Below are 20,453 nucleotides of genomic sequence, written 5' to 3'. Positions count from 1 at the left end.
TCGGCCTTCGCCGACGGCCGGACACCGCCGGAACCACTAGACCTTAGAGAGGTTTCTCATGCACACCTGGGTAAAACGGTCTCTCCAGACCGGGTTGCTCGCAGGTGGCTTGATGCTCCTCGGCGTGGGTGTCGCCCACGCCGAGGAGGCCACCGGGCCAACGAGCAACCAGGCGACCGACACGACCGCGGGCACCAGCCCGCTGGCCCCCGTGACGTCGCTGGTGTCGGGAATCGTGCAGCCGAACCAAGCGGCAGCAACCAGCACGACCTCGCCATCCGCGTCGGCACACACCACTTCAACGACCACAACCGGCACCGGATCGACCACCTCGACCGCTTCGGCGGGCCGCGGCTCGACCAGTGCGACCGCTTCGGCGGGCCACCGTTCGACCGCCTCGACGAGCCGCAGCTCGACCAGTGCGACTGCTTCGACAGGCACCGGATCGACCAGCCCGACCGCTTCGGCGGGCCACCGTTCGACCGGCGCGACCGCCTCGTCGAGCCGCGGCTCGACCAGTGCGACCGCTTCGACAGGCACCGGATCGGCGACCCGCCGACCGGCCTCGTCCGTGACGCAAGCCCTCGCGCCGGTCAGCTCCGCGCAATCCGGCTCGTCCAGCCCGGTGACCGCGGCTGCCTCGACGTTGCCCACCGCGCTGCCGAAAACATCCGCCAGCGGCACCGGTGACAGCACGACCAGCCCGGTCACGTCGACGTCGGCGGACACCGGGTGCTCCTGCGACCTGACCATGGGCACCCCCACGGTCAACGGCGCCAACGCCGGATCACCCGACAACGCCGCGCCAGTCATCGCCGACCAGCCGGCAACCGTCTCGGTCCCGGTCACCAACACCGGCCGCGACACCGTGTCCGACCTCAACGGCACCACCCCCAGCGGTGCGATGAGCTGCGACGCGAACACGCTGGACTCCAGTGCCAGCACCACCTGCGCCGGGACTTTCACGCCGACCGCGGACACCACCGCGGCACCGGTCACCGTCACCGGCACCACGACGGACGGCGAACAGGCCAGCACCACCGGCACCGCATACCTCGCCCCCGCCGGCAGCCCGGCATCTGTTCCGGTGCCAGCGCCTGTCCCGGCTCCAGTGCCTGCTCCGCCGGGTGCTGGCAGTGACGCCGGGTGCTCGTGCCAGCTGACCATGGGCACTCCGACGGTCAACGGCGCCAACGCCGGATCACCGTCCGACGCCGTGCCAGTCGCCGCCAACCAGCCGGCGACCGTCACCGTCCCGGTCACCAACACCGGTGCCAGCAGTCTCAGCAACGTCGGCGGCACTGCCTCCAGCGGTGCGATGACTTGCGACGACACCACACTGGCCACCGGTAGCAGCACCACGTGCACCGGAACGTTCACGCCGACCGCGGACACCACCGCGACACCGGTCACCGTCACCGGCACCACGACCGACGGCGAACAGGCCAGCACCACCGGCACCGCATACCTCGCGCCCGCCGACAGTCCGGCACCAGCTCCGGCACCCGGCACCGGCGACCCGAACGGCGGCTCCGGCGCCCCGTCCGGATCCGTCCCGGGCGGAACCCTTCCTGGGTTGCCGGACCTGACCGGCGGCGTCCTCCCCGGCTTGCCGGGTGGCGCCACCGGCGGGACCACCACTGGCGGCACCGCAGATGGCGACCTCCCTGGCTCGTCCAGCGGAACCCTGCCGAGCGTGCCAGGCGACAACACCGGCGGAACCCTCCCGGGCCTGCCGGACCTGACCGGCGGCATCCTTCCGGGCCTGCCCGGCGGCACCACCGATGGGACCACCACCGGCGGCACCGCGGACGGCACCCTCCCAGGATCGCCCAGCGGAACCCTGCCAAGCCTGCCAGGCGACAACACCGGCGGGACCATCCCAGGCCTTCCCGGCGGAACCACCGGCGGGACCGTCCCGGGGATGCCGGGCGACACCACCACGGGCGGGACCACCGACGGCAGCGCCCCGAGCGACCCCTCGGGCAGCACCGCTACCGATGGCACTACCACGGGTGGAACCACCGCAGGCGGCGACACCGCTGGTGCCCCGTCCAACGGCAGCATCGGCAGCACCGACGGAACCGTTGTCACGGCTGGAAATCACCAGACCGGCGGCTCCGTGCAAGGCACTTCCGGTGCCAGCGATGGGATGGCCACCGCGGGCAGCTACCCGGAGGGCAGCTACCTCGACAGCCTCGCGTCTCCGGCAGGCGGCATCGCCGCCCCCGCCGGGATGTACGGCGGTCCGGCAGCAGCGTCCATGCACGGGACCGCCAGCGAGCATATCGATGCCGGGTTCCCGGTACCGGCCGGCGCAGTCGAGGCCGGCGCCGGCGGCACCGCTGACGATCGCGAGCCGCCCGGCGGCGGGGTCGTCGGCGGCGGGCTGGCGGTTCTGGCGATCGCCCTGCTCCTGGTGACGGCGGCAGCCGCGCGCCGTCGTCATCACCGATAGGGGGAACGGTGTGGTGTGGCCCATGCCCCGGCCACACCACACCACTCCTCCCCGTTCACGATCCGGAGTGGGCCATGTCTGCGGTCGAGAACGTCCCGACGGTGAGCCGCATCCAGACCCAGCTCGCGCTGGGCGGTCTGTCGTGGGCCTTGCTGGCCGACACCTTCCTGCCGGGCAACGCTAATCACGCCATCGCGGTCGCGTCCCTCGTGATCGTCGGCGCGGTCGGCTGGGAACCGCTCCACCACACCGGTCAGCGACTGCGGCGTAAGAAGAACTGGCAGGTCCTGTCCGGTCTGCTCGCCGCGGCCGTGCTGGCCTGCCTGGTGCTGCGCGCGCTCGGCACGGCCGGTGTTTCGCCGCTCCGCTATCTCGTCTACTTCAGCTCCGCCTGGTTGCTGATCTGGCTGATCATCAGAGAGGCGACACGAGTGCCACGCCAGCATTACCAGAGCACCCGTCCGGCACTCGCCCCGTATCGCCGTGTCGCGATCACCGCTGTCGCGGCCGCCGCGGCATTGGGGCTGGTACTCGTCCTGACCACGGACCCCGCACCGTCGCCGGGCATGGCCCACGACGCCCCGGCCTCACGGTCTGCCCCACCGCCGCGCCAACCGGTCGTGGCGGTCAACAACCCTGCGGTGCGGGTGATCCCGACCGCAGTGCACATCCCCAAACTCGACGCCAACTCGTCACTGATCAAGCTCGGCTTGGACGCGAACCAGCACATGCAAACCCCGCCGGTGGCCACCCCGATGCAAGCCGGCTGGTACGAACCGGGACCGGCGCCCGGCCAGACCGGACCCGCGGTCATCGTCGGCCACATCGACGGTGCCAGCCAGCCCGGCATCTTCTACCGGCTGCGCGAACTCGCACCGGGCGATCGCATCACCGTCGAGCGCGCCGACAGTTCCGTCGTCACCTTCGTGGTGCGCCAGATCATCCACGCGCCCAAGGACCGCTTCCCCACCCGGGAGGTCTACGGCCGCACCCCCGGCCCAGAACTACGGCTGATCACCTGCGGCGGTTCCTTCGACCGGACCGTCCGTTCCTACCGGGACAACGTCATAGTTTTCGCTCAGCTCGAAGGAGGACAACAGCCATAGCGAGCACGCCGAAGTCGGTAAGATCCCTGCATGAGCATCCTCAGGAGGGTTGGAACTCTTTCTGCCGCAGCCACCGTCATCACCGGGATTACCGCCATCCAAATGACACTGGTCACCGTCGGCAACATCACGGACTTCGGAACAAATCAAGAATTCGTCCGGCACGTGCTGGCAATGGACACCACATTCCAGTCGCCGAACATGATGTGGCGCGCCATAACGAGCCCCGGACTCGCCGATGCCATTTACGTCGCCATCATCGCCTGGGAGCTGCTCACCGCACTGGCGCTCATCGCCGGATTCATCGCATGGATACGGGCACATCTGACCGGTCGCCCGCTGTCGACAGCCAAGCACCTGTCCAACCTCGGCTGGGTAATGCAGCTGATCCTCTTCGGGGTCGGCTTCATCGCAATAGGCGGGGAATGGTTTCAAATGTGGCAATCCAGCAAGTGGAACGGCCTCCAGGCAGCCCTTCAGAACCTCATCATCGCCTCATTCGGCCTCGTATTCACCGCTCTCGCCACGAAAGATTCAAGGCGTGCGGCGGACAGCAAACCCGTCGAGTAGAAGGAGAATTCGACAGAAGAACCCGCCGAACGCCGCGCGGCCGGTGTTCAGCGAAACAGCGTCCGCGATGTGAGACCCGCATACGGAACGAAGAACAGCCCCTAGGCTGCGGACGTGACCACGTTTGACAGGCAGGCTTTGCCGCTGCTCGACCTCTCGCGCTTCCGCCGCCCCGGCCGGGCCGCGTTCCTGGCGGAACTGCGTGCCGCCGCGCACGACGTCGGCTTCTTCTACGTGGTGGGGCACGGGGTTTCCGGCGAACTGGCCCGCGGGATCTTCGCGGCGGCCAAGGAGTTCTTCGCCTTGCCGGTCGAGCAGCGGCTGGCGATCGAGAACGTCCGGTCGCCGCAGTTCCGCGGGTACACGCGGACCGGGCACGAGCGCACCGGCGGCGCTCCCGACTGGCGGGAGCAGATCGACATCGGCCCGGAGCGCGAGCCGGTCGCGGGCTCCGGACCCGCCTGGCAGCGCCTGATCGGCCCCAACCAGTGGCCGGAAACCCTTCCCGCGCTGCGGGAGACGGCCCTCGCGTGGCAGGCGGAGGCATTGCGCGTCAGCCGGGAAGTGCTTCGCGCGCTCGCCGCCGCGCTGGGCCAGGACGAAGAGTACTTCGACGCGTGGTTCGACGAGGAAGCGAACACGCACCTGAAGATCGTGCGGTACCCGGGGCGGCAGTCGGCGGAACAGGAGCAGGGCGTCGGCGCGCACAAGGACTACGGCTATCTCGCTTTGCTACACCAGGACGAGGTCGGCGGCTTGCAGGTGCAGGCGTCCGATGGCGGCTGGATCGACGCCGCTCCAGTCCCGGGCAGCTTCGTGGTCAACATCGGCGAGATGCTGGAGATCGCGACCCAGGGCTACCTGACCGCGACGCGGCATCGCGTGGTCAGCCCGCCCGCCGGGACCGAGCGGTTCTCCGTGCCGTTCTTTCTGGGGCCGCGGCTCGATGCCGTCGTGGAACCTCTCGTGCTGCCGCCGGAGCTGGCGGCGGAAGCCAAGGGAGTCAGCCAGGACCCGGACAACCCGCTGCACGCGGCGTTCGGCGAGAACGCGCTGATCGGCTGGCTGCGCTCGCATCCGAAGGTCGCGCAGCGCTGGTGGAGCGACGTCCTCGCGGATCGTCAGCGATGAGCGACCCCGGCCTGATCCTGCTCGGCGGGCTTCCCGGCACCGGCAAGTCGACCGTCGCCGCTCCGGTGGCCCGCGAGCTTCGCGCGGCGTATCTGCGCATCGACCGGATCGAACAGACCCTCGCGGACTCCGGGGAATTGCCGGAACGCCCTCTCGCGGTCGGCTACCTGGTCGGGTACGCGCTGGCCCGCGACCAGCTCGACCTCGGGGTCACCGTGGTCGCCGAATGCGTGAATCCGTTGAAAATCACCCGGGACGCGTGGAAAAACGTCGGCGACCGGCACGGCGGGTGGACCCTCGAAGTCGAACTCGTCTGCTCCCTGCCCGCCGAACACCGCGCCCGGGTGGAAAACCGGACCGTCGACATCCCCGGCCTGGTGCTTCCCACCTGGCAGCAGGTCGTCGACCGCGAGTACGAGACCTGGGACCGCGACCACCTGGTCATCGACACCGCCGTGACGAGCGCGGCGGAAACCGTCGAACTCGTTCTGCGGCACGCACGCGCGTTGTCCGGTTGACGGGAATATCCTTTCGCCGGAGCGAAATCGGCTCTCCTCCGTGTCGGAAGCCGCGCCCAGCCATTCGTCCACTGTGGACGGTGCACGCTACCGGTCCTCGCCGAACCGGAAACGTTCCTGCGCCGCAGGCAAACCCAGTCCCTCGACGAGTTCCCGGAGCAGCGCGGCATGATCCGCGCGGGACGGGTCCAGCGGTTCCTCGGTCGGGGCGAGCAGCAGGCCCTGCCCGGCCGGCCGCAGCCGGGCCCAGCGGGCCGCGTGCACCCGGTTCTCGCCCAGCGTGCGCACCTGGCGCGCGTCCCAGTAGTTCGCCCACCACACGCCGGGCGGCACTCGGCGGGTGTCGTACTCCTGCGGCACCAGCAGCGACGGCACCGCACCGGAACCGGCTTGTCCTGGCGGGTCCGGAATGAGGTGTCGGTACTCCTCCGGCGCGGCCGCACGGGCCCGTTCGGTGGCGCGGACCGCCTGGTAGAGCATCAGCAGCCGATCGTTTTCGACGTGAGCGTGATACGCGCCCAGCGCGGTGACGACGTCGCCGAGGAGGTCGAGCAGGCCGTCGATCGCGGGACGGCTCAGCAGCGGGAACCACACGTTCGCCGGGCCGTCCGGCGGGAAGTCCGCCACCAGCACGAGGTCGCCCGAGGCGAGCAGGCACGGGCTGGGCACGCCGTTCGCCCAGTCCGTCTCGACGGCCGTCAGGTATCCGGCGAGGGTTTCCGCGTCCAGGGCGATCGGATCGCCCTCTGGGCCGCCCGCCCGCCAGGGCTGCGCGCTGAGCAGCCCGGCCAGTTCGGCCAGCCCGGCGGCCAGCTCCGGCGGACCGGACGCCGGGACGTAGGCCGTGACCCGATCATTCTCCGGCATTCGCCCGGCTCACTCCCGGATCCACGCCACCGGCGGGATGCCGCCCCACCGCACCAGCAGCATTTGCGCGATGTACCGGTCGTGGTGCGCCCACAAATGCAGATAGCCGCACCGCTGGGCCACCAGCAGGCCGAGATTCTTCTGCACGTCCCAGCGGGCCAGGGTCGTCGCGGTCAGGGAGGCGTAAGTCGGGCAGAAGAACCAGCCGAAACCGGTCTTGACCTCCCACACGTTGACGGTGCCGGTTTGCAGGCCGTCGTAGTTGATCGCGGCGACCGGCCGCGGGGTGCGCACGAAATAGTCGTGCGGGGAACCCGTCACCTTCGTGGCGTAGGCGTCGTGCCGGGCGTGGCCGCCCCGGCGGGGCACCGCGGCGGAGAAACAACCCGGCCGGCGCCGCCGCGGCTCGGGCTGGGGTTCCGGCTGGGGCAGGACGTCGGGCGCGGTGTCGCCGTCGGCGGCCGGGCTGGGCGTGATTCGCCGGGCGCGCTGCAGGTACCGCAGGTATTCCCGTTGCTGCGCGCTGAGCCGCCGCGTCCACTGGTACTCCTCCGGGCTGCCGTACGGGCCGCCGCTGACCGGGCTGACCTCGTCCATCCAGGGCGGCGCGGTCGGCGACGGATACAGCAGGACCAGGATGAACGCGGCGATCCCGGCACCCAGCGGCGTGACGACCGGTTCCGGCACCGGTTCAGCCGCCGGAACCGGCGAGGGAGCGGGTGCCGGGGCTGGGGCTGGCGCTGGGGCGGGTGCGGGAGCAGGGGCCGGAACCGGCGCGGGTGCGGGCGGGGCGGGCACCGGCAATCTCACGGGCGGCATCGGGGGCGCGAGGGCCGGTGCCGCCCGCCCGACCGAGGCAGACGCGGGCGGCGCGGCCGAAGCGGACGGTGCACCCGATTCGGAGCCGGGGGCGGGCAGGTCTGGGATTTCGGCCGTGTCAGGTGGCCGGAACGGCGGATCCAGCAGCCCCGCGGCCCGCCATTCCCGCAGCATCGGGCCCATCAGCTGGGGCACCAGCGCTGGCGTCCCGGCGGACGGAGGCGCGGCGGCCGGTTGCGTGGCTGGCGGCGCGGTCTGGCGGCGCAGCACCGGACCATCACTGCCAACCGGTTGTGCGGCGGGCGGCACGATCTGACGGCGCAGCACCGGACCATCACTGCCAACCGGTTGTGCGGCGGGCGGCACGATCTGACGGCGCAACACCGGACCATCACTGCCAACCGGCTGCGCGGCAGACGGCACAGGCTGACGGCGCAACACCGCACCATCGCTGCCAGCCGGTTGCGCGGCAGGCACCGCAGTCTGACGACGCAACACCGGACCATCGCTCCCAACCGGCTGCGCGGCAGACGGCACGATCTGGCGACGCAACGCCGGACTGTCACTGCCAGCCGGGCCCGCTGCCATCCGGTCGGCGGCCCTCTCGGCTGGGCTGTGCGGGTCCCCGATCGGCAGCCGGGACTCCGGGATCCGGGTGACGGCGCGCTGTTGCACCACATGGGTGAGTTCGTGCGCCAGCAGCCGCTGCCCGGCGGGGGTGTGCGGCCGGTAGCCGTTCGGGCCGAAAACGATGTGCGAGCCCACCGTGTACGCCTGGGCCGCGACCGCGGCGGCGGATTTCGCCGCGCGCCCGTCGGAGTGCACACGGACCCGGCTGAAGTCCTGGTGGAACTCCGAGTTCATTGCGACGAGCGTCGTGGGATCCAACGGCTGGCCGGGGCTGTTCAGCACCTCGTGCACGATGGGCGGCGCGGTCTGGGGGCCGTCGCCGGCGGGCTGCCGGTGCAGCACCGGCCGGTCCTCGTCGGGGCACTCTCCGCTCGGGCAGGGCCTGGCGCCGCATCGCTGGAGCACGGCCGCCGAAGGGCTGGCACCGGCTGGTGCGGGCCGGGATCGGTGCGCGAACATGGCACCTCCTTCCGCCGCCCGACATCGTCCTCGGCGACCGTCACCGGTCCGTCACGCACCTCGAGAAGAAACGAGGCTAGCTCCGGACATTGAGCACCGGGCGCAGCATGAGGTGGTGCGCCGGACGGCCGGGGTCGTCGAGCCTCCGGACGAGCAGTTCGACCGCTTCCGCGCCGACCGCGTGCCGGGGCGGGGCCACCGCGGTGAGCGGCGGATCGGCCAGTTCGGCCAGCTCGTCGTCGTAGGTGACCACGGCGAGGTCGTCCGGGATCCGGATACCGGACGTCTGCAGCCTGCTCACCAGCGGCAGGGCGATCAAGTCGTTGTGGACCAGGACCGCGTCCAGCTGGCCGGTCTTCACGCAGCGCACCAGCTGGTCGCATTTCTCGTCCAGGTCCGCCGGATCGTCCTCCGACAGAATGCTCGGCACCTCCGGCGAACACGGCTTCAGATCCAACGCGGTCAGCGCCCGCTGATAGCCGATCTGCAGCATCGGCGCGGTCATCGTGTCGAACTGCAGCAACGCGATCCGGCTGCGCCCGGCCTCCGCCAGATGACGCACGGCCAGATGCGCGCCGTACTCGTGGTCGGTCGCCACGTGCTCGACCGCACCGCTGTCCAACCCGACCCGGCGCTCGGCCAAGACCACCGGAACGGGGAGGCTCCGCAGCCAGGCCTCGGCGTCCGGGGATGTGCGCGGGTCTTCGGCCGTCGTGACGACCAGCCCGTCGACACCAGCGTCCAGCATCTTCGCCGTCAGCGCCTTCTCCTCGGCGAAGGCGTTGCGCGACACCCCCAGCGCCAGCCTCACGCCCAGCGCCTCCGCCGCCGCCTTCGCCCCGCCGACCACCTCGGGGTAGTAGTACGACGAATGCGGCACGACCATGCCCAGGTGATACCCGCGACCGGACTCCGGGGCGGGGCGCTTGGCCGGGACCGGTTCCCCTTCCGCCGCAGGCCAGACCACACCGCCGTGCACCCGCGCGACCTCGCCGCGCCGGGCCAGCTCGCGCACGTCGCCCCGAATCGTCACAGCGGCGACCGACAGCTCCTCGGCCAGCTCGCGGATCGTGACCGACCCCCGCGCCCGCACCGCCTCGACGATCGCGCGCTGCCTGTCCTCCGCCAGCATCAGTCCCCTTCTCGCCAGTGACGGCAAACGATATCACTTTTGCGCTCGCCATCGGCCTTGACAGCCGCGAGGTGATATCGGAATATCATGTGACATCACTTCGAAGGGAATGCGGATGCCGCACCGGAGTTCCAGCACGCCCAGCCGACGTCCGCGCGCCCGGCTCGCCATGCGCCGTTCCGTCCGGGCCGAGCTGTTCGGCCCGGCCGCGACCGGCCGGCTGATCCAGCTCGCGGACGTCGACCCCGACGACGTCATCGAGGATTTCGCCGCCGCGTCCGACCTCGGTGCGGTCGAGGTCCTGATCACCGGGTGGGGATGCCCGCCGATCGACCAGAGCGTCCTGGACCGCGCGCCCCGGCTGCGGGCGGTGATCCACACCGGCGGCTCGGTCAAGGACCACGTCACCCCCGCCTGCTGGGAACGCGGCATCGAGGTGACCTCCGCCGCCGAGGCCAACGCGATCCCGGTCGCCGAATTCACGCTGGCGTCGATCCTGTTCGCGCACAAGCGGGTCTGGCAGATCAGCGCCCTCTACCGGAAACACCGGACGCTCGATCCGGTCACCGGCGTCGGCAACTACCGGCGGACCGTCGGCATCGTCGGCGCCTCCCGCGTCGGCAAGCGAGTGCTGGACCTGTTGCGGCCCTTCGACTTCGACGTGCTCCTCGCCGACCCCTACCTCACCGCCGCCGACGCCGAAACGCTCGGAGCCACCCTCGTCCACCTCGACACGCTGCTAGCGCAGTCCGACACCGTGTCGCTGCACGCACCGAGCCTGCCCGAAACCGAGCACATGATCGACCGCCGCAGACTGGGAATGCTCCGCGACGGCGCAACCCTGATCAACACCGCCCGAGGCGCGCTCATCGACACCCCGGCACTCACCGACGAGATCGCCTCCGGCCGGATCCACGCCGTCATCGACGTGACCGACCCGGAACCGCTCCCGCGCACCTCGCCGCTCTACGACCTGCCCGGCGTACTGCTGACCCCGCACATCGCCGGTTCGCTCGGCGGAGAACTCGAGCGCCTCGCGCAGGACGCGCTCGACGAACTCGCCCGGTTCGCCGACGGCGTTCCCTTCGCGCATCGCGTCCAGCCGGACCACCTGACCAGATCGGCCTGAAACAACAGCCCTCGAAAGAAGGCCGCACCGTGCGCCTCGCCCTCTCCACCCTCGGCCTGCCCGGCCAGCCGCTGATCGACGTGCTCCGGCTCGCCAGCGACCACGGCTGGCACGGCCTCGAACTCCGGTGCGCCCCAGGCGAAGCCGTACACGTCGGCATGTCCGCCGCGCAACGTCGAGCCGCCGCGCGCGCCTGCGCTGCCAGCGGCCTGACCCCGCTCGCGGTCGCCGGGTACACCGGAGTCGCCGCTCCCGGACCCGACGAACCCATCCTCGCCACCCTCCGCGACGAACTCCGGCTCGCCGCCGACCTCGGCGCACCACACCTGCGCGTCTTCCCACGAGGCGGCAACACCCCGGACGCCGACACCCGCGCGGTATGCCGGTTGCGCTCCGTAGCCGACGAAGCTCAGGCATTGGGTGTGCGGATCCTCTTGGAGACACACGATTCCCACGCCCGCGGCACCGACGCCGCACGCGTAGTACGCGCGGTCGGACGCCCGGAAGTCGGCGTGCTGTGGGATGTCCTGCACACCGTCCGGTCCGGGGAAAGCCCAGCCCAGTCCTTCGCCGCGCTCGCACCGCACCTCGGCTACCTCCAGGTCAAGGACGTCGCAAGCCTGACCGACCTCACCCCGATCGCCCTGGGCGCGGGCGTACTCCCGCTCAAGGAAAGCCTCGACCTCATGCCGGACCAGTCCTGGGCCGTCTGGGAGTACGAAGCCGCCTGGCACCCCACCGCCGCACCCTTGCCCGGGCTCCTCGCCGCGGGAGCGAAGTACCTGACCGGCTCGATACGATCAGCACCGTGCCCGCCGAGCCGACTGCCCGCGAACTGATCGACCGCTTCGGCCGGATGACCGCCGACGAGCGTTTCCAGGCACTGCGGCTGCTGGTCCCCAGCGCGGAAGACTCGCCGGTGCTCGGACCGTTCCTGATCTCGACCGCGGACGACGTCGCCGAGGACGACCTTGTCCGGGTCGAGGCCGTCCGGGCGATCCCGTTGCTGGACTTCGCCGAACCGGGCCTCGCCGACCGATGCCGCGAGACGCTGTTCCGGCTCGCGCGCGAAGACGACGACTGGGACGTCCGCAACGCCGCCGGCTGCGCGGTCTTCGATCTGCCCGGCGCCGAACACAGCGTCGAGCCCATGCGGGCCGTGCTGGCCGCCGAGCCCGAGGAGTTCGTGCGCGACAACGTGTCCGCCGCGCTCAACCTGTTCCTCCGCCGCTCCTGAACTGTCACAGCAGCGACAAGAGATACCAACCGCACATTGTCAGCCCCGCAGTGCACGGAATCGTCAGCACCGCGGCCACGGCCCGTGGTTTGTCGCCCCGCCACAAGTAACCGGCGGCTATGCACGTCACCAGTGCCAGCAATACCGGCAGCATGAGCGCCCACACGTACACCATCACCAGCAGGAATGCCGAGAACGCCGCGGACAACAGCACGCACAGCAGCGCCGGCCCGGCGAAACCCGCCCAGCCGCGCCCCCTCGAACCAGCCTGCATCGCCGCCTCCTTACCGTCGCGGATCGGCGGCACCCTCATCACGACGGTGCATTGCGCGATAACGACCGGGGGCGTGCCCGACGACCCGTTTGAAAGCGCGCGCGAACGCGAATTCCGAGTCGTACCCCACCTTCCGGGCGATCTGACGCAGAGGCGCTTGGCCTTCGCGCAGCAGGCCGGCGGCCACGGTCATCCGCCAGATGCCGAGGTACTCCATGGGGGTATGTCCGGTCGTCGACGTGAACCGGCGGCTGAACCGGGCGCGCGGGACGCCGACGGCGTGCGCGAGCGCCTCCACGGTCCAGGGTTTGCCGGGGTCGTCGTGCAGGAGCGCGAGCGCGGGGCCCACCGCGGGGTCGTGGAGCGCGTGGGCCCACCCGGCCGGCTGGTCGGGCTGGCCGAGGAACCACGACCGCAGGGTGTAGGTGAACAGCAGGTCGAGCAGCGAGGCCACTACGGCGGGCGTGCCGCGGCCGGCCTGGTCGACCTCGGTGGCGAGCAAGTGGACGGCGGCGGCGAGGCTGGTGCCGCGCATCTGGCCCGCCGTCACGTGCACGACGTCCGGCAACGAGGCGATGAACGGGTGCTGCGGCGCCGGTTCGAGCAGATACGCGCCGCAGACCAGAACGGCCTCGGGGCCGTCGCCCTCGATGACGAGGTCGGTGGCCGACAGTTCCTCCAGGTCGGCGTCGAACAGCTCTCGCACGGTGGGCGCCGGACGGCCCGGCGTGTCGGCGACCACGTGCCCGGCGCCGGACGGCAGCAGCGCGACATCCCCCTGGGCGAGATGCAGAGCCTGCCCGCCGTCAGGGACGAGCACGCAGGAACCCGCGATCACGACGTAGATGTTGGCGATCGACCGCGACTCGAACGTGAGGCCCCACGGGCCGCGCAACAGCAACCTGCCGTAGACGACACCGCCGCGCCGGAGGGCGGCGACGATGTTGCCCACGATGTCGGCCACATGGTCGCGCTCGCGGCCGACCGCTTTCACCGCCCTACCCGATTCGCTCCGCCGCGGCGCCGATCGGATATGAATCTGTCGAGAGCTGTCATGGCGCGCGTCGGTAACCCATTCCTAAGGTGATGTCGTTACCGATTCGACTTTACCTTGTGAGGAATGGGTGCCGACCACGGTTCTTGCTCTCGGCGCGACCGGACGCACCGGACGCCGCGTGGTGTCCTTGCTCGCCAGACAGGGGCACACGATCCGGGCAGCGAGCCGGAATCCGGGGATCCCGGAGGGCGCGGTGACGCCGGTCCGCTTCGACTGGAGCGACCCGGCGACCTACCCGCCCGCACTGGAGGGCGTGGACGCGATCTACCAGTGGCTGTCGATCAGCTCCGACCCCACGTCGGAGGTGGCCGCGCTGCTGGACGACGCCAAGGCCGCCGGGGTTCGCCGCGTTGTCCACCTGTCCAATACGACGGCGCGTCTGTCCGGCGAAGACTGCCCGACGCGGTGGATCGAGCGATTCCTCGAAACCGGGCCGGTGCCCGCGACGATCCTGCGCCCCAACGTCTTCGCCGAGAACTTCTCCGAACACCCCGCGATCCTGCAAGGCATCCGCACCGGCGTCGTCGCGGTTCCCGCGGGCAACGGCCGGGTGGCACCGATCTCCGTCGAGGACATCGCCGCCGTCGCCGCGGCAGCCCTGACCCAGGACGGGCATCAGCACCGGACCTACTCCCTGACCGGACCCGATTCACTGTCCTTTTCGGACATGGCCGCGATCGTGGGCGAGGCCGCCGGAAAACCGGTGCGGTACCGGGCGATGGACCCGGACGAATTCCGCGAAGCCATGCTCGGCGGAGGCACTCCCGGCCACGTCGCCGACCTCTACGCCGCCATGTACGAAGGCATCCGCAACGACCTGGCCGCCGACGTGACCGACGACGTCCAGCGGATCACCGGCCGCCCGCCGGTCTCCTTCGCCGACTACGCCCGCGCCGCGGCCGCCCTGTGGCGCTGAGCGGCTGAGCGCGAGCGAATCAGCGACCCAGGTGCCGCCGGGAGGACCGGCTCCTCCCGGCGGCACGCGCGGGTCAGGACTGGGGCAGCGTCACGCCGTACCTCTTGGCCGACAGCGTGGCCGGGAAGAAGCACGAGGTCTGGGTGTCTCCGCCGGAGAGGGTGCCGAGCCCCTTGCCCCCGTCGTAGGCCGGACCGCCGGAGTCGCCGTGGTCGGAGTGCGCGGTCGTGCAGAACTCGTGGTAGACCGTGTAGCCCTCCGCTTCGAAGGTGTAGTCGACCTTGGTGACCTCGCCCGACGTCACGCCCGAGGTGATCCCGGCGCGCTTGATCTGCTCGCCCACCGTCGCGTCGGCGAACTCGGTGATCTTGGTGCCGTCGTTGATCTCGCTCGGGCCCTCGCCCGAAGCGTTCTCGACGAGCATGTTGTCCTCGTCGGGGAACACCGCGTCGACGGTCTTCCCGTCGTTCCACGGACCGCCGCCGCCGAGTTTCTCGCAGTGGCCCGCGGAAAGCAGCAGCTTCTTGCCGTCCTTCTCCACGTTGAACCCGTTGGAGCAGGACGCTTGGCCGTTGCTGATCTTGTCGCCGCCCTTGATGAACAACGACATGGCGCCGGGATGGTGGTCGACGCGGACCATGTCGCCGTGCTGGCGGGCGGTCTCGAGCAGCTTGGCCTTCTCCGCCTGCGGGGTGGCGTCGTAAACGTCGACGACGACCTGGTTGTGGGCGAGGTCGAGGCCCCAGCCGGCGCTTGGCACGCCGCCGGTGGCGTCCAGCTGCTGTTTCACCGCGCCGAGCTGGCCCAGGCTGTACCGCACCACCTCCGCCTTCAGGCCGGAAGCGCGCACCTTGGCCGCGTCGGTGTCGTTCAGCACCGTGACGACCGAGGCGCCGCTGTCGTCGAGATAGTGCCCGCCGGTGGCGGAACCGAGGCTGTGCATGACCGCGGCCGGTGTCGCGGCCGCGGACGCGGCGGGCACCGCGGTCATGGCGAGGGCCAGCGTGCCGAACGAGCCGACGGCGAGGGCGCTGAGCCTGAAACGTGTCGATCGCATGTGTTTCCTCCTGCGCGGAACGGGAGAGAAAGGACGTGCACCGGATCCGGTGCCGGGCTCGGCTAGGTGCGGAGGCAGCTCCTCCCCTGGGGCGTCGGTGCGTCTCGTCGTTGAAACAGAACGTGATCAACCTCAGGTTCGTGATTCTCGAACAGTTCCGGTCGAGCGCGACACCGACGAAGGTAGGTTCACGTTTGTCGCAATCCCCGCGCCCGAACGGCGCAACGGCGGCGACCGGGGCGCGGCCGAGTGTCCACTTGGGACGGTCAGGCGAAGGGTTCGTAGCAGTCGAAGGTCTCGATCGAGGCGATCAGGCCGTCGGCGGTCTCGACGAACTGCGCGATGTGCGCGACGAGTTCGTCGCCGCGGCGGAACGGGCCCGCGTCACGCGCGATCACCCCGCTCCAGGTGAGCCGGAGGATCGCGGTGTTGCCCGCCGCCACGGCCGAGCGCACGTCAAACCGCTGGCTGGCCATCAACCCGGCACCGGCCACCGACGCCGCGAGCATCTGGTCCAGATTGACGCGGGCACCCTCGGGCTTGAGCCGGTTCGGATGCTCGACGGTCGACGCCGTCGGCGCGAAGTACTTCCGGAGGTCCTCGCCGCACTGCCCGGCCTCGAGCGCCCGCAGCAGGGACGTCGCGACAGCGACCGGCTCACCCATAAGCACAACTTAAGTTGTACAACTTAGGTTGTCAATTGCAGGGTGGACACCGTGACTCCACTGGACCTCGACCTTCCCACTCTCGCCTGGCTGGCGGGCAGTTCCGCGAACAGGGCGATCCTGGCGGAACTGCACGAGGCGGGCCACCCCGGCGTGCGCAACTCCCACGGCTACGTCGTCCAGCACCTGATCGACCGGGCGCCCACGGTCTCCGAACTCGCCGGCCTTCTCGGCGTCACCCAGCAGGCCGCCTCGAAGCACCTGCGCGAACTGGAGCGTCTCGGCTACGTCGCGCGGGTGCCAGACCCCGCCGACAGCCGGGTGCGACGCGCCCAGCTCACCGACCACGGCTGGCAGCTTGTCGAAGACAGCCGCCGGATACGGCAACAGCTGGACAAGCGGCTGACGAGGCTGGCGGGCAAGGACTCCGCCGAGGCGGCCCGGCGAGTACTGGTGTGTCTGCTCGACGCGACCGGGGGAACCGAGGAGGTGATCGGGCGTCGCGCCGCCTTGCCCAGCGAATAAGTGCCGACTTCGTCCTAAGAGGACTGCGTCGCGGCCAGATGTGCTTACCTGGCGGGGCGTGGCCGCGTTCGTGTCCGAGTGTCCACTTGGGACGATCACTTCCGGCCGCGGATTCGGTTCGAGTACAGCCAGCGGTCTGATCTACAGGTACCGTCCGCTCACGACGACATCCCGGCGAGGAGGTCGACAGCCGCCCGTTCCTGCAGCCGGTATCCGTGTTCGCCCGCCAGTGCCCGGGCCTCGGCGGCCGCAGCCCGCGCCTGGTCCGTCTGGTCGCAGCCGCGGTGGGCCGAGGCAAGGGCGAGCAGCGCCTCCACCACCGTCCACCGGTCGTGGGCCTGTCTCGCCACGGCGAGAGCCCGTCGGTGCAGGGCGACGGCCGGGCGGTAGCGGCGCTGGCCGCACCGGATCATCCCGAGCTGGTGGAAGGCAGCTGCCTGATTCACCTCGTGCCGCAGCGTGATCGCCAGGCGCAGGGCGTCGTGCGCATGCCGTTCGGCCGCGTCCAGGTCGCCTGCGGCACGTTCGGCCGCGGCGGTCAGGCACAGGATGTTCGCCTCGCCGAAGCGGTCTCGCTGGTCGCGGTATGCGGTCAATGCCTCGGCGGCGTGCGCGATGGCCTCCGGGGCGCGCCCGCACCGGGTGAGCACGTCGACCAGCACTGTCAGCGCGATCGCCGCGTAGGCGTCGATCCGCAGCCGGCGGCTCAGCGCGAGTGCGGCGGTCAGTTCCGGCACTGCTTCAGCCAGGTCGCCCCGCCGCGCGGCCAGCCCGCCGCGGAAGGAACGGGCAAGTGCCAGCACTGGTTCGAGGCCGATGTCCGCAGCGAGCCGGATGGCGGCCTCCACGTGCGCCGCGGCCAGGCCGGAGCTTCCGTGGTCCATCTCGACGCTGCCGAGCTGCAGCCGGATGGCGGCTTCGCCGTCGCGCCAACCAGCCTGGCGTGCCTCCTCGGCCGCCGTGACGAGCAGGGCGCTTCCCTCCGCCACCTGGCCTTGCACGACACCGGCCATGCCCCGGGCACGCAGCACCGCGGCCCGGCTCGCGAGGTCGCCGGCCGCCCGCACCGCGCGGTCCGCCGCGACTCCGACGGACCACCACTCCGCCACCCAGCCGCTGGTCCAGAAACGCAGCGGGATAGCGGTTGCCAGCAACCAGGCCGGGTGGTGGGGCGGATGTGCCGCGGCGTGGTCGGCGGCCGCCACCACATTGGCCAGTTCTCCTTCCAGCCAGGCGATCGCGCTCTGCCGGTCGAAGGCCGGGACGGCCCGCACCGGCGGAAGGCTGGGCAGCGGCAGCCGGACCCAGTACGGGTACAGCACATCGGTTGCCGCATAGGTGCAACGCACGTACCAGGACAGCAGTCGCTCGAGGGCGGCCTGCGCCTCCGGGTCCTCCGCGGCCAGCCGCCGGGCGTAGCTGCGCAGCAGATCGTGAAACCCGTACCGGCCCCGGCCGACCTGGCTGATCAGGTTGGCGTTGGCCAGGCAGCGCAGGTCCGCCTCGGCCGCCCGCACCTCAGCCTCGGCCAGCGCGGCCACGGCGGGCGTGCTGGCGTCGGCGCCGGGCAGCACGCCGAGGAGGCGGAACACCCGCCTGCTGGATTCGGGCAACCGGCGATAGGACTGGGCGAACGCGGCGAGCACGCCGCCGGATTCGCCCTCGCCGAGCCGCAGGGCGCCGAACACGTCGGTGTCCAGCCGCGTGACGTGGTCGGCCAGCGGATCACGGGGCGCGGCGACGAGGTGCGCGCCCGCGATGCGCAAGGCCAGCGGCAGATGGCCGCACCGATCGGCCAGCTCACCGGCGGCCTCGGGCTCGGTGGCAGTCCGGGCGCCTCCGACGATCCGCCGCAGCAGGGCAAACGACTCCTCGGCGGCCAGCACGTCCAGGTTCAGCAAACGGGCATCGGTGCGCCCGATCAGCCCGACGAGCCGATCGCGGCTGATCACGATCGCCGCGCTGCCCGACGTCGCGGGCAGCAGCGGCATGACCTGTCCCGCGGAGACCACGTCGTCGAGCACCACGAGGACCGCGCGGTCGGCGAGCCGGGTCCGGTACAGCGCGGCGGCGGCATCCGTCTCGGCCGGGAGCTGGCCGGCCGGCACGCCGAGGGCGCGCAACGCCTGGCGCAGCACCGCGGGCGCCTCGGCGGGCCGGGTGCCGTCGTAGCCGTGCAAAGTCAGGAACAGCTGGCCATCGGGAAACCGGCGCCGGCGGCGGTGCGCCCATTCCACCGCCAGCGCTGTCTTGCCGACGCCCGGCGGACCGGCCAGCACGATGACCGGGGCGGGGCCCGGGGCGAAGATCAGTTCGTCGAGTTCCCGCATCCGGTCTTCGCGGCCGACGAAGTCGCCGACGGTCGCGGGAAGCTGGGCCGGCGGCGCCGGGCCAGGAGGGGACACCGGTTCCGGCTCGTCGGCGGTGAGCAGTTCCTGGTGCAATCGCCGCAGCCTCGCGCCCGGTTCGATGCCGCAGTCCCGCACGAGCCGCCGGCGAGCGGTCCGGTAGGCGGCCAGCGCCTCAGCCCGCCGTCCGGTGCGGTGCAGCGCGCGCATGTGCAGTTCGGTGAACCGTTCCCGCAGCGGGTGCTCGGCGGCGAGGACTACCGTCTCGGCGACCACCTGCTGCGCCCGTCCGGCGTCGATGTCGGCGGCGACGCGGTCAGCGACGGTCTGCAGCCGAAGATCGCCGAGCCGGGCGGCCTCGCTCCGCAGCGGTTCGACCTCGCCGAGGCCGGCGTACGCGGTGTCGCCCCGCCAGCCGCCCAGCGCGACGCGCAGCGCACCGGACCGGCGGCCGGGATCTGGGTCCGCCGCGGCCTCGCGCACTCGTCGTTCGAAGAGGCGCGCGTCGTAGCGGTCCGGTTCCACCGTGATCCGATACCCGGCGGCGGTCCGCTCGATGAGGCCGGGGCCGAGCACCGCGCGCAGCCGCCAGACCGCCGTCTGGATCTGCTCGCGCGCCGTGCTCGGCGGATCGGCGGCCCACACGGCGTCGACCAGGCCGTCGACGCTGACCGCCCGGTTGGCCCCGGCCAGCAGCATCGCCAGCACTACCCGCTGCCTGCGGCCGCCGACGGGCAGCTCGCGGCCGTTCCGGCAGACCCGCACCGCTCCGAGCACCCCGAACTCGATCCCCACCCGCCCATTTTGCCCGAGGACCGGGTCCCGCACCGCCCCCGGAACGGTGCGGAACCCGAGGTCAGGTCATTCGCACAGGACGATCCCGTCCGCCTTGTCGTCGACGCTCGGATCCATCTGCGGCTCGTAAGCCTGCGCCGTCGAATAGGCGAACTCCTCGTATCCCCCGACGCCCGAGTCGCTGTAGAGCCACCCGCTGGTTCCGGGAGTCTGGTCGTTGATCCAGGACGACGTCCGGTCTTCGAACGCGTAAGGCTTGAACGAGTACCTCCCGCACTCGTAGTACTGCAGCCACGCCCCCTGATAGAAGTAGTCGTCGTAGACGCACATCCAGCCGCTGCCCGCCCCGGGGTGCGTTCCGCCGACCGGGCAGTAGGTGTTCGCGATCCCCGGGACCGCGAATCCCATGACCACCGCGCCGTTCTCGAAGGCGATGGTGCTCTGGCTGTTCTGCTTGCCCGGCGCCGTGGCCCTCCGGAGCCCGTCGTCGATGCGGCCCTGCAGCTCCGCCGCCCGGGACGTGCTCAGCCCCAGCGGATTGCCGAACGGCAGTCGATGTTCTTGCCCGGCCGCGCCTGCCGCGGGCATCGTGACCGCCAGCACCGCGACGGCTCCGGCCGCAAGCACGACGGACCGGCGCAACCAGCCGCGTCCCCGCCCAGTTCGACGCATAGCGTCCTCCTCTCGGTCGACCAGCGAGCGCTGATCGACACCGAGGTTCGGCCTGCCCGCTCTCCATTCGCTCTTCGTCGCTCTCCGT

20 protein-coding genes are annotated in these 20,453 nt (G+C 71.1%); 10 read left to right on the top strand and 10 right to left on the bottom strand.

The features are described 5' to 3' along the window. Nucleotides 1–36: 36 nt before the first annotated feature. Complete coding sequence (locus RPX00_RS34135) at nt 37–1,047, bottom strand: hypothetical protein (RefSeq protein ID WP_406631594.1); 1,011 nt, start codon at nt 1,045–1,047, stop codon at nt 37–39. A gap of 118 nt (nt 1,048–1,165) precedes the next feature. Between RPX00_RS34135 and RPX00_RS34130 the strand changes: the two genes are divergently transcribed. From RPX00_RS34130 to RPX00_RS34110, 5 genes are all read left to right on the top strand, one after another. Next, nucleotides 1,166–2,458, top strand: coding sequence for a hypothetical protein (locus RPX00_RS34130; RefSeq protein ID WP_406631592.1), 1,293 nt, complete (start codon nt 1,166–1,168; stop codon nt 2,456–2,458). A 74-nt stretch (nt 2,459–2,532) separates the two neighbouring features. After that, nucleotides 2,533–3,564, top strand: a complete 1,032-nt coding sequence (locus tag RPX00_RS34125; RefSeq protein WP_406631590.1) for a class F sortase — start codon at nt 2,533–2,535, stop codon at nt 3,562–3,564. Nucleotides 3,565–3,594: 30 nt separating this feature from the next. Continuing rightward, entirely contained in the window at nt 3,595–4,134 is a 540-nt protein-coding gene (locus RPX00_RS34120; protein WP_406631588.1) for a DUF2165 domain-containing protein, read from the top strand. 114 nt (nt 4,135–4,248) lie between these two features. Beyond that, nucleotides 4,249–5,265, top strand: a complete 1,017-nt coding sequence (locus RPX00_RS34115; protein ID WP_406631586.1) for an isopenicillin N synthase family dioxygenase — start codon at nt 4,249–4,251, stop codon at nt 5,263–5,265. After that, nucleotides 5,262–5,783 (top strand): AAA family ATPase, encoded by a 522-nt coding sequence (locus tag RPX00_RS34110; protein ID WP_406631584.1) that lies wholly within the window; start codon nt 5,262–5,264, stop codon nt 5,781–5,783. The genes RPX00_RS34115 and RPX00_RS34110 overlap by 4 nt, the downstream gene beginning before the upstream one ends. An 87-nt stretch (nt 5,784–5,870) precedes the next feature. Here the strand turns inward: RPX00_RS34110 and RPX00_RS34105 are convergent, their stop codons facing one another. From RPX00_RS34105 to RPX00_RS34095, 3 genes are all read right to left on the bottom strand, one after another. Continuing rightward, nucleotides 5,871–6,650, bottom strand: a complete 780-nt coding sequence (locus RPX00_RS34105) for a hypothetical protein (RefSeq protein ID WP_406631582.1) — start codon at nt 6,648–6,650, stop codon at nt 5,871–5,873. Between the two features lie 9 nt (nt 6,651–6,659). Then, nucleotides 6,660–8,441, bottom strand: coding sequence for a DUF4157 domain-containing protein (locus RPX00_RS34100; RefSeq protein ID WP_406631580.1), 1,782 nt, complete (start codon nt 8,439–8,441; stop codon nt 6,660–6,662). A 193-nt stretch (nt 8,442–8,634) separates the two neighbouring features. Further along, nucleotides 8,635–9,690, bottom strand: coding sequence for a substrate-binding domain-containing protein (locus tag RPX00_RS34095; protein WP_406631578.1), 1,056 nt, complete (start codon nt 9,688–9,690; stop codon nt 8,635–8,637). A 115-nt stretch (nt 9,691–9,805) separates the two neighbouring features. Between RPX00_RS34095 and RPX00_RS34090 the strand changes: the two genes are divergently transcribed. Genes RPX00_RS34090 through RPX00_RS34080 form a run of 3 tightly spaced genes read left to right on the top strand, consistent with a single transcriptional unit; the run spans nt 9,806 to nt 12,056 of the window. Beyond that, complete coding sequence (locus RPX00_RS34090; RefSeq protein ID WP_406631576.1) at nt 9,806–10,819, top strand: hydroxyacid dehydrogenase; 1,014 nt, start codon at nt 9,806–9,808, stop codon at nt 10,817–10,819. 29 nt (nt 10,820–10,848) lie between these two features. Next, nucleotides 10,849–11,658, top strand: a complete 810-nt coding sequence (locus RPX00_RS34085) for a sugar phosphate isomerase/epimerase family protein (protein WP_406631574.1) — start codon at nt 10,849–10,851, stop codon at nt 11,656–11,658. Further along, complete coding sequence (locus tag RPX00_RS34080; protein ID WP_406631572.1) at nt 11,628–12,056, top strand: HEAT repeat domain-containing protein; 429 nt, start codon at nt 11,628–11,630, stop codon at nt 12,054–12,056. The genes RPX00_RS34085 and RPX00_RS34080 overlap by 31 nt, the downstream gene beginning before the upstream one ends. 4 nt (nt 12,057–12,060) lie before the next feature. Here the strand turns inward: RPX00_RS34080 and RPX00_RS34075 are convergent, their stop codons facing one another. Further along, nucleotides 12,061–12,330 (bottom strand): hypothetical protein, encoded by a 270-nt coding sequence (locus tag RPX00_RS34075; protein WP_406631570.1) that lies wholly within the window; start codon nt 12,328–12,330, stop codon nt 12,061–12,063. Between the two features lie 10 nt (nt 12,331–12,340). Continuing rightward, complete coding sequence (locus RPX00_RS34070; protein ID WP_406631568.1) at nt 12,341–13,324, bottom strand: AraC family transcriptional regulator; 984 nt, start codon at nt 13,322–13,324, stop codon at nt 12,341–12,343. A 130-nt stretch (nt 13,325–13,454) separates the two neighbouring features. On the opposite strand from RPX00_RS34070, the gene RPX00_RS34065 reads away from it, so the two are divergent. After that, complete coding sequence (locus RPX00_RS34065) at nt 13,455–14,303, top strand: NmrA family NAD(P)-binding protein (protein WP_406631566.1); 849 nt, start codon at nt 13,455–13,457, stop codon at nt 14,301–14,303. 73 nt (nt 14,304–14,376) lie between these two features. On the opposite strand, the gene RPX00_RS34060 is transcribed toward RPX00_RS34065, so the two are convergent. Both RPX00_RS34060 and RPX00_RS34055 read right to left on the bottom strand, forming a co-directional pair. Next, nucleotides 14,377–15,360: a S1 family peptidase gene (locus RPX00_RS34060; RefSeq protein ID WP_406631565.1), complete on the bottom strand. Its 984-nt coding sequence runs from the start codon at nt 15,358–15,360 to the stop codon at nt 14,377–14,379. Between the two features lie 266 nt (nt 15,361–15,626). Next, nucleotides 15,627–16,025 (bottom strand): nuclear transport factor 2 family protein, encoded by a 399-nt coding sequence (locus tag RPX00_RS34055; RefSeq protein ID WP_406631563.1) that lies wholly within the window; start codon nt 16,023–16,025, stop codon nt 15,627–15,629. Nucleotides 16,026–16,076: 51 nt separating this feature from the next. Between RPX00_RS34055 and RPX00_RS34050 the strand changes: the two genes are divergently transcribed. Beyond that, nucleotides 16,077–16,550, top strand: coding sequence for a MarR family winged helix-turn-helix transcriptional regulator (locus tag RPX00_RS34050; RefSeq protein ID WP_406631561.1), 474 nt, complete (start codon nt 16,077–16,079; stop codon nt 16,548–16,550). Between the two features lie 158 nt (nt 16,551–16,708). Here the strand turns inward: RPX00_RS34050 and RPX00_RS34045 are convergent, their stop codons facing one another. Continuing rightward, entirely contained in the window at nt 16,709–19,693 is a 2,985-nt protein-coding gene (locus RPX00_RS34045; protein ID WP_406631559.1) for a BTAD domain-containing putative transcriptional regulator, read from the bottom strand. A gap of 66 nt (nt 19,694–19,759) precedes the next feature. Further along, the gene (locus RPX00_RS34040) at nt 19,760–20,365 is read right to left on the bottom strand and encodes a hypothetical protein (RefSeq protein WP_406631557.1); all 606 of its coding nucleotides are present in this window, start codon (nt 20,363–20,365) and stop codon (nt 19,760–19,762) included. Nucleotides 20,366–20,453 lie beyond the last annotated feature (88 nt).

It is taken from the genome of Amycolatopsis sp. WGS_07 (genome assembly GCF_045278895.1).
Classification (GTDB): Bacteria; Actinomycetota; Actinomycetes; order Mycobacteriales; family Pseudonocardiaceae; genus Amycolatopsis.
The sequence above is the reverse complement of the archived record's forward strand: the minus strand, read 5'-3'. Positions and strand labels throughout refer to the sequence as shown.